Below are 8,807 nucleotides of genomic sequence, written 5' to 3'. Positions count from 1 at the left end.
CCCCTTTTTGGAGACGAGAAGTATGTGGGCTCGATTGTTGTACGGTGCTGGACTTGCCTTGGTTGCGTCTCAATTGTTTGCGCAAGCTCCGATCTAAGATCGCACCATCGCTGCGGCGGATCATGTATACCGCCCTCGTCCCCCAAATTTTGCCTTTGAATTTGCGGGCAATGGAACTCGCGTGAGACTTTCGGATCGTTTGGCCAATGCAACGAAAGTCTTGACGGCTTCCGCTACGACCAACTCTAGTTGTTACCAAGAAGTTTGAAGCCAGTGTCCTCTAACAGTCGGCGATCATGGCGATGGCGTGCGTAAGCAAAAAATGGCTTCATCGGCCAAAGCTGTTTCCACGCCATCAAATAGGCGCCGACGAAGGTCGCTCCGTACTGCGGTCGATTCAACTGAGCGGGTGGACGATAGGGCGAATCTTGCATTGCGGCAGTAAAGCCGTCATGAGCGCCACCAATGTAACGCAAATACCCGCACGCTTTGGCGTGTTCAAATTCCGCTGTCATCCCAGCTGAAATGAAGGCAGCGACGTCACCTTTGAATAGGGTATCGAGTCGATTCACTGGCCGGCGACGGAGCGCATATTGTCGCCTGAGTGCCTGGTGAGCCGCAAACAGATCCTCGACGTTCTGAATCCGAGGATGCTGGGTCGACAAATAGCTTGGCGGGATCGGAAACGCTCCAAGCGTCTTTTGGTTACCGGTGTTAATTTCGCTATCGTCATCAAAACGCGTGCAGAACTCCGTAAAACTTTCTTGCAAACTCCATGTGCCACTATGATCCGCATACACCACCGCGGAAACGGCCCCCGTCGACTCGGCTTGGTTCAAAAAAACCACGATCAAACTTTTGACGTTCGTTACCGCTTGCGGCAAAAAGAAGGTTCCTTCGTTGGAAAACCCCAATCGCGTCATTGATTCATGAACCTCGAAAAAATGCTGGCGAACGACTTCCGGTAACGGATCTTCAGCCGGCACCGGTTCAATCGTTGGGAAGGCTTCGGTGCGGAAGGTCGCGAGGATCAGCAGCGGCGTTCCCAGTAAATAGAGCAGTGGAAGTCCCAATAAGATCAGCGTACCGGTGCTGGGAAGCGAGTCAAAGATATCCATGTGCAGCGTCCGAGTGGATGGAACGACTTTGTTAGCCAATGGGATGGTTGATGAGTTGAGAAGTAGTTTTCGGCGCCGATGACGCTATTTTCGCGGAGCGAAAAGCGACGATGAAACCGGCTACCTTCGCCATTCGTCGATCAACGAGGCGACCAGTCCGGTCCAGCCGGTTTGGTGATTTGCCCCGAGGCCTTCGCCCGTTTCGGCATTGAAATACTCGTGAAACAACAAGCAGTCACGCCAATGTGGATCGTGTTGCATCTTTTCACGCTGACCATAAATCGCTCGCCGTCCATCAACATCGCGAGTGAACAGCGAAATCAGCCGATTGGCGTGTCCCTCGGCGACTTCGGACAACGTCATCGTTTCTCGATCGGCATCCGGTTCTGCGGGCACCCGAATGCTCTCTCCGTAAACCTTCGAGAGTTTTCGCAGTGATTCGATCATCAAAAAACTGGTGGGAAACCAAATCGGACCTCGCCAATTTGAATTGCCTCCTTTGAGCCAAGTCGTCGATTCGGCGGGATCGTACTTGACGGTTTGATCCCCGAACGAAAACGGATGCTCCTGGTGATGTTTGGACATACTTCTTAACCCGTAAGGGCTCAAAAATTCAGCGTCATCCCACAACACCTCCACGATCCGGCGAAGCTGTTCTGCATCGACAAGTGACAACAAATGCACTTTTCCCTCTGCATTCTCGCTGGTCGATAGGCAGGCCTCGGTCAAGTGACTGCGATTCCGCATGAACCAATCCAGGTTTGCTTTGAACTCGGGAAATTCGGACGTCCAAACCTCTTCGAGCCGTTCGACAGCGTACAGCGGAATCAGGCTGACCAACGAACGCAATCGGAAACGATGATAGGAACCATCGGGATAACACAGCGCATCAAAGAACAAACCGTCTTCTTCGCTCCATAATTCGTAGTCTCGACCACCCATGTTTTTCATTGCCGAACCGATGTACACGTAGTGCTCGAAAAACTTGATCGCCAAGCCAACGTAGGTCTTATTCTCTTTTGCCAGTTCCAAGGCGATTCGCATCAAATTCAGACAATACATCCCCATCCACCCGGTTGCATCGGCTTGTTTCAGCGACGAACCATCGCTGGGCGGCGTGCTGCGATCAAACGTGGTGATATTGTCCAATCCAAGGAAGCCACCTTCAAACACGTTGTGGCCTTCGGCATCAACCTTGTTGACCCACCAAGTGAAATTCAGCAACAGTTTGTGAAAACACTTTTCCAAAAACTCACGATCCGCACGCCCACTCTGAATTCGATCCATGTTGTAGACACGCCAAATCGCCCAAGCATGCACGGGCGGATTGAGGTCACTGAACTCCCATTCGTACGCGGGGATCTGCCCGTTGGGATGCTGAAATTGTTCAAACAGCAGCAACCATAATTGCTCTTTCGCGAACTCGGGATCAACCAATGCCAACGGGATACACTGGAACGCCAAATCCCATGCCGCGAACCACGGGTATTCCCACTTGTCGGGCATCGACAAGATTCGCATCGAATTGAGATGTTTCCAGTGTTCGTTGCGGATGGTGTGGCGAGACGCGGGCGGCTTGGCTCGCGTATCGTCCCCTTCGAGCCATTTGTTGACATCAAAATAGTAGAACTGTTTTGACCAGATCATCCCAGCGAGTGCTTGACGCTGAACGAGCCGCTCATCCTCGCTCGCTTTGGGGGGGTGCAATTCGTCGTAAAAAACGTCGGTTTCCGATTTCCGCTGCTGGACCACCGCATCAACGCCTTGAATCGCATCGGAGGTGGGACGATCGGTCAGTCGCAGACGGATCACCACCGATTCGCCCGCTGGGACGGTGACGTTCTCGTAATGCACACAGGCTTTCGTGCCCACTTCGTCGGGGTTCACGCAGGATTCGCCGTTAATCACGTGGCGATGAAAGGCGTCTTTGACAAACGGAGTAGGATCGGGACATCCATACATCCGCTCGCGGTGCGTTTCATTGTTCGTGAACAACGGCTGACCGCCTGACTCGGCGTACAGATACCGTTTGCCGAGTGCATAATCGGTCAGCAAGTTAGATATCGGTGTTGCGGTCGAGTCGTCGGCAACCAAGCAAACTTGTCCGCTGGGATCTCTCGCGTTTTGAATCGAAGGCGGCGGGCCTGGGACATCCCCCCAAGACCAAGTGTTGCGGAACCACAACTGCGGCAGCACGTGCAAGCGGGCCGGTTCGCTGCCACGGTTAAAGACTTCCACGCGGACACAGATGTCTTCGGGATCGGCCTTGGCGTACTCAACAAAAATGTCAAAGTAGCGGTTGTCGTCAAAGATACCGGTGTCCAGAAGTTCAAATTCAGGCTGCTCGATTCCGCGACGCTGGCTCTCTTCGATCAGTTGTTGGTAGGGAAATTTAGCTTGCGGGTATTTGTAGAGATATTTCAGGTACGAGTGGGTCGGTGAGGCATCGAGGTAATAGTAATACTCACGCACGTCCTCGCCATGATTATTTTGCTGGGGCACGACCCCGAACAAGCGTTCTTTGAGGATTTCGTCTTGTCCGTTCCAAAACGCCAAAGCGAAGACGAGCAATTGGTAGCGGTCACAGATACCGGCCAAACCATCTTCGCCCCAGCGATAAGCTTTGGAGCGTGCCTGATCATGAGTCAAGAAACCCCAGGCGTCGCCGTTGCTGCTGTAGTCTTCGCGAACAGTTCCCCAAGCCCGTTCACTGACATAGGGCCCCCAAGATCGCCAATTCTGTGTCTTTAAGCGATCTTCGTCCAATCGCTTTTGCTCCGCAGAGAGCGGAGATTTTCGTGGACGGGATTGACGATCACTCGATGTTGCTCGTGCCATAGAAGTCAGCCAAGATGAGAATCATGTTGAACCACTTAAACGCTTCACGATCGCTTATTGTAGACGCTGCGTGCAAAGAGGGTTGCCCCTTTCCGGGCAACCTGGGATTTCGCAGAAAATGTTCACTCCTGGAAGACGTCCCGCTAGAACCGGACGACCTCTTTGCCGCTGTAAGTGAACAGGGCCTTTAGCGTTTCCAGCACAATGTCGGTTTTGAGGAACCGCACGGCGCCGTCCGCCATCAACACGTGAAATCCACCCTGATGCGTATTGCCTAATTGAGGCAGCGGATTATTGATGTCGATCTCGACATCCGCAGGCTTAGTCCAAGGTACGGCAATCGATCGGTTGGTTTCCACCACCATGATCGTATTGGACAAGCCATCGAGCACCTCCCCAAACCTGCGTTCACCTTGCTTAGCGAAAAGCGTCTCGGAGCCAACGGGCAGCTGGAACACGGTGTATCCAGGTTCGGCAGGAACACTTGGGTCGACGTAAGTGTCAGGCATCAACGGAAGCAATTTCAAGTTGTGCTCACTGTCCCATGGTTCATCCAAGTGGAACTGTTCGTAGAGGGCTTGCTGGTCGATAAATGGTAAAATTTTCACCCTCCAACTCAGCAGCGGTTTGCCATTGGCATCACGGATCGCGGGGTCTGGAAGCGTTTTGAACGCGGAATGATAGTTGTGCATTGCCAGAGCAATTTGCTTCAATGAGTTGCTGGCCGTCATTCGTCGTGCGGCTTCGCGAGCGGCTTGGACGGCCGGCAACAACAGTCCTACCAGGACACCGGTGCTGGCAAAATTGCTTTCCAATTGAACATTTACCCGGTTGCCAGACTTGGTAGGTCGGATGGCATCGGTAAGCTTGGCCGCCACACGTGCTGCGTACTTGTATGTCGCTTTGTCCGTTTCCGTGCCTCGCATGCTACTGATCGCAACCAACTGCAGCGCGGTGTCGCGTCCGTAGTCGATCGACTCGTTCAAGATACGCTGCAACTCGGTTGCGGCGGCGTCATCTTGGGCAATCGCCGACACGCTGACGCTGCCACCCATCAATTGATAGTCCAGATTCACAATCAATGCATCGGTAAGTTCCGAGACCTGGGTCAACTCTCGAAGTTCTGCAGGCAGTCGCTCCGCATTTTGCCGGAGCAATCCGCTAACGATCGGGCGAATCGGCGTTAACACCGCCACAGCGGTAACCCCTTGTTGTCGTCCAAGGCCTGAAACGAGTTTGGGTAATTGCCCCGTTTCGCCACGGGATTCCATCATCGGTTTAAGATATCCCCCCATCGAAAGAATCAACGTTCTCGCATCTTTGCGATGCAGCACCGTTCCGGGAGGACCATCGATCGAGTACACCGAAAACCCATCGATTTCCTGCGGTTCGTTTGACAGGAACAATTCTGCATTCAGATCGCCAATGTCATAGTCTTCGGACAAATCGATCACCGCACCGATCTGCGGTCCGGCTGGTCCGGGAAACCCAACAATGACTTTCACATTGGTAATGTGAAGCGGATCAATGCCAACGCTTTCTTTCAATTGGGCTTGCACGATTTCGATCGGAAACATTTCCATTTCAGGATCGCTCAAGATCTCGTTGAGCGGCATGAAAACGGCCGCGATCGCGTCGTCTGGGATATACTGGCTCGACAGTGTTCCCCCCTCCTCCGCTCGGCTGAAGCTGGAAACCACACCACTGCTCAGTAATATGATCAGGGGCAAGAAGAAGTGACTGCGAAACATGACAAACTCCGAACGCAAAGAAGATGGGGACCCCAGCAAATGTGAATCGATTTGCGGCGATGATTATGACACATCCTCCCGGGGGGATGTTGCAACGTTCTGTAAATATGAGTGAAGTCCTAACAGATTGCCCGAGTGCGTTTTCCCCGCACCCGACGTCTTGGCTAAAAAACGCACGGGGCCCAATAAGATGGCTGACTTAAAAAATCCAAAAGTAATCTGGGCAAAGGGAATCTTGTTCCTTTTTCTCGGTATACTCGCGTCGGCGATATTGATCGCAAATGCGCCGACCTTGCAGGTGGTCGTCTTACTCGGCATTTCCATCTGGGCATTTTGTCGATGCTATTACTTTGCCTTTTATGTGATCGAGCATTATGTGGATCCTGAATTCAAGTTTGCTGGGCTGATCGCGTTCGCACGGTATGCGCTGCAGCGCAAGCGTCACTAGCAAGATTCAGTGACCGTGATCATCCAGTGACCGTGATCATTCAGTGACCGCGAAACCCGCAATTTCGTTTTCTCGATCTCCTCCGCAATCCCTCGAAACGACAAGAACATCAGCAACATGCGATTTTGTTTCCCGCAGCGACTCGCGCAAACTCTATATACTTTTTCTCTCGCGACATTGCTTTCCATCGCGACATGGATACTCGGACTCAGCAGTGCGATGGGAATCGAGCCGTCGCGTCCCAATATCATCTTCATCATGGCGGACGACCTGGGCTACGGTGATCTGGGTTGCTACGGCCAGCAGCTGATCGAAACGCCGAACATCGACCGTTTGGCAACCGAAGGCATCCGTTTTACGCAAGCGTATGCCGGAGGCCCTGTGTGCACGCCGTCGCGATCGGTGTTGATGACGGGGCTACACAACGGACATACCGTTGCTCGCGACAACGTGCCCCACTACTCCACCTATCTCGAAGACGACGACACGACGCTTGCCGAGGTGCTTGCGAGTGCTGGCTATCGCTGTGGCGGCGTCGGCAAGTGGTCACTCGGCGACGCCAATAGCGTCGGGCGGGCGACGAACCAAGGTTTTGACACCTGGTTTGGTTATCTGAACCAGGATCACGCGCACTACTATTACCCCGAATACCTTGACGACGATGAAGGTCGGTTGGAATTGCCGGGCAATATGAAATCACGCCATACGTATAGTCACACTCAGTTGACCGAACGTGCGCTGCAGTTCATCCGCGAGTCACACGATCGAAATCAGCCGTTTTTTCTTTATGCCGCCTACACGCTGCCACATTTCTCGTCTCCAAAAGAAGACGTTGACGGTTTGACGGTGCCCACGACCGCTCCCTATTCCAATCGCGATTGGGAACCGAAGGCAAAGAAGTATGCAGCGATGATCCATATGCTGGATCAAGACGTCGGACGCATCACCCGGATGGTCGATCAACGCGAAATGGGGAATGAAACACTGATTATTTTCACGAGTGATAATGGCGGGCACCGCTCAGTTGCCGAGCGATTCGACACCAACGGTCCGCTGCGAGGCTATAAACGTGACCTGACCGAAGGAGGCATCCGTGTGCCGTTGATCGCGCGTTGGCCCGGCCAAATCCCCGCCAACAAGAGCAGTGACGAAGTGATTGCGTTTCAAGACATGTTGCCGACCTTTGCCGAATTGGCCGGAGCCACGGTGCCCGCAAACCTCGACGGCATCTCGGTTGTTACCGCATTGAACGGAGGCCCGCTGCAATCGGATCGCGAGTCACTGTATTGGGACTTTGGCCACTGCCGAAGTCGCTATCACCAAGCGGTTCGCTGGAAGGATTGGAAGGGCATCCGGCCGGAGATCCGCTTGGGAGTCGCGGGGCCAATCGAGCTTTATGATTTGCGACATGATCTTGGCGAACAACATGACGTCGCGGCGGATCACCCCGAAGTGGTGCAGCACATCGAACAGATCATGAAGACCGCGGTGACGCCGAGTGAGAAATACCCGATCGGCGAGGTCTACAAGGGCCACGCGATCTGGCAAGTACAGACGAACAATTAATGCCAAGGATTGCTCGGAGATTTATCGTTTAATTTGCCGATCGATCTGCGGCAATCCGTCAGTGTCACGCCGACTTCATCACAGGAATTCGCTCGGGTGTATGTCCTAGCCGCAACTGGCTCGACACCGCCTCTTGGTTCATGGTTTCAATTTGGTCGACGCCGGCGGCGGTGATTGACAATTGACCGCTCTCTTCGCGACCAATCCAGCCTTTTTCACGAAAATACCATAGGTGGAACGCAACCGTTTGCGGTGGATAGGGCACCATCGTCTCCAGTGTCCCGAGACCGATCCCGGGCTTCTTGAAATCTCGCCGTCGCTGGGCATACAACAGCGACAATAGCTTGTAACGTTCGATGCAATCGTCGGTTGCTGCGTTGGCGCCTTGAACCAACTCTGTTCGCATCTGGTTTTCTTGCTGATACGCAAGATCATAGGCGGCGCGTTGCTGAGGGTCGCGCAATGTTTCGAACGCCGTTACCAGTTTTCTGAAATACTTCTCATCGCTGCTGCCGGCAAGATCCGGATGATGTTTTTTCGCCAGGAAGCGAAAGACGCGTTCAATCGTGGCCAAGCTTGCCTTTGGACTGACTTCTAATATTTCGTAGTGGTCAACAAATTCTTTAACCGCCATTTCCCATGCCTTGATGAATACGTGAAGGACAGTCGCCCCCCGAGCAGGATGCCGGTACTGTGTACAGAAACGTAGCTTTGAATTGGCGGTTCAAGTCCGAAATCGCTTCACAATCGCGCCCCCACCGATTAGCTATTCCTGACGTAGCGGTTGTAGTGATTGATCCCGGTCCCAGCCGGGTCATAGCGCTGGGGACTCGTCCCCGAGGTGTCCGGAGTGAGGAAAAATAGCGACGACTCGCAGCGCAACGTCGCCGTTCCGTACCAACTTCGTTCCGCTGCAATTTGCCATTGGCCGGACGCAAACGGAGAGACGTTTGCCAACAGGCCACCTCGAATCGCCCCACACGCTAATAGCGACGCACACGGACGATCAATGCGGTACCGATTGCGGTTAAGACCACATTGCCGATCCAGACGCCATAGGGAGGGATCGACGCGTCTTTGGCTTGT

Annotated in this window: 6 protein-coding genes; 2 read left to right on the top strand and 4 right to left on the bottom strand. The window is 53.5% G+C overall.

The features are described from left to right. Positions 1-245: 245 nt before the first annotated feature. The 3 genes from ABX962_RS22280 to ABX962_RS22270 form a co-directional block, all read right to left on the bottom strand. Positions 246-1,118, bottom strand: a complete 873-nt coding sequence (locus tag ABX962_RS22280) for a hypothetical protein (protein ID WP_372722440.1) — start codon at positions 1,116-1,118, stop codon at positions 246-248. Between the two features lie 120 nt (positions 1,119-1,238). Then, positions 1,239-3,956, bottom strand: a complete 2,718-nt coding sequence (locus ABX962_RS22275; protein ID WP_372722438.1) for a glucosidase — start codon at positions 3,954-3,956, stop codon at positions 1,239-1,241. A gap of 143 nt (positions 3,957-4,099) precedes the next feature. Further along, a complete protein-coding gene (locus ABX962_RS22270; protein WP_372722436.1) occupies positions 4,100-5,707 on the bottom strand; it encodes a DUF1559 domain-containing protein in 1,608 nt (535 codons plus the stop codon). Positions 5,708-5,867: 160 nt separating this feature from the next. On the opposite strand from ABX962_RS22270, the gene ABX962_RS22265 reads away from it, so the two are divergent. Continuing rightward, a complete protein-coding gene (locus tag ABX962_RS22265) occupies positions 5,868-6,155 on the top strand; it encodes a hypothetical protein (protein ID WP_372722434.1) in 288 nt (95 codons plus the stop codon). A 117-nt stretch (positions 6,156-6,272) separates the two neighbouring features. Beyond that, positions 6,273-7,721 (top strand): arylsulfatase, encoded by a 1,449-nt coding sequence (locus tag ABX962_RS22260; RefSeq protein ID WP_372722433.1) that lies wholly within the window; start codon positions 6,273-6,275, stop codon positions 7,719-7,721. A 64-nt stretch (positions 7,722-7,785) separates the two neighbouring features. On the opposite strand, the gene ABX962_RS22255 is transcribed toward ABX962_RS22260, so the two are convergent. Next, entirely contained in the window at positions 7,786-8,355 is a 570-nt protein-coding gene (locus ABX962_RS22255; RefSeq protein ID WP_372722431.1) for a J domain-containing protein, read from the bottom strand. Positions 8,356-8,807 lie beyond the last annotated feature (452 nt).

It is taken from the genome of Novipirellula sp., from assembly GCF_041583735.1.
Classification (GTDB): Bacteria; Planctomycetota; Planctomycetia; order Pirellulales; family Pirellulaceae; genus Novipirellula.
Note: the sequence above shows the minus strand (reverse complement) of the source record. Positions and strands in the feature narration are given on the sequence as shown.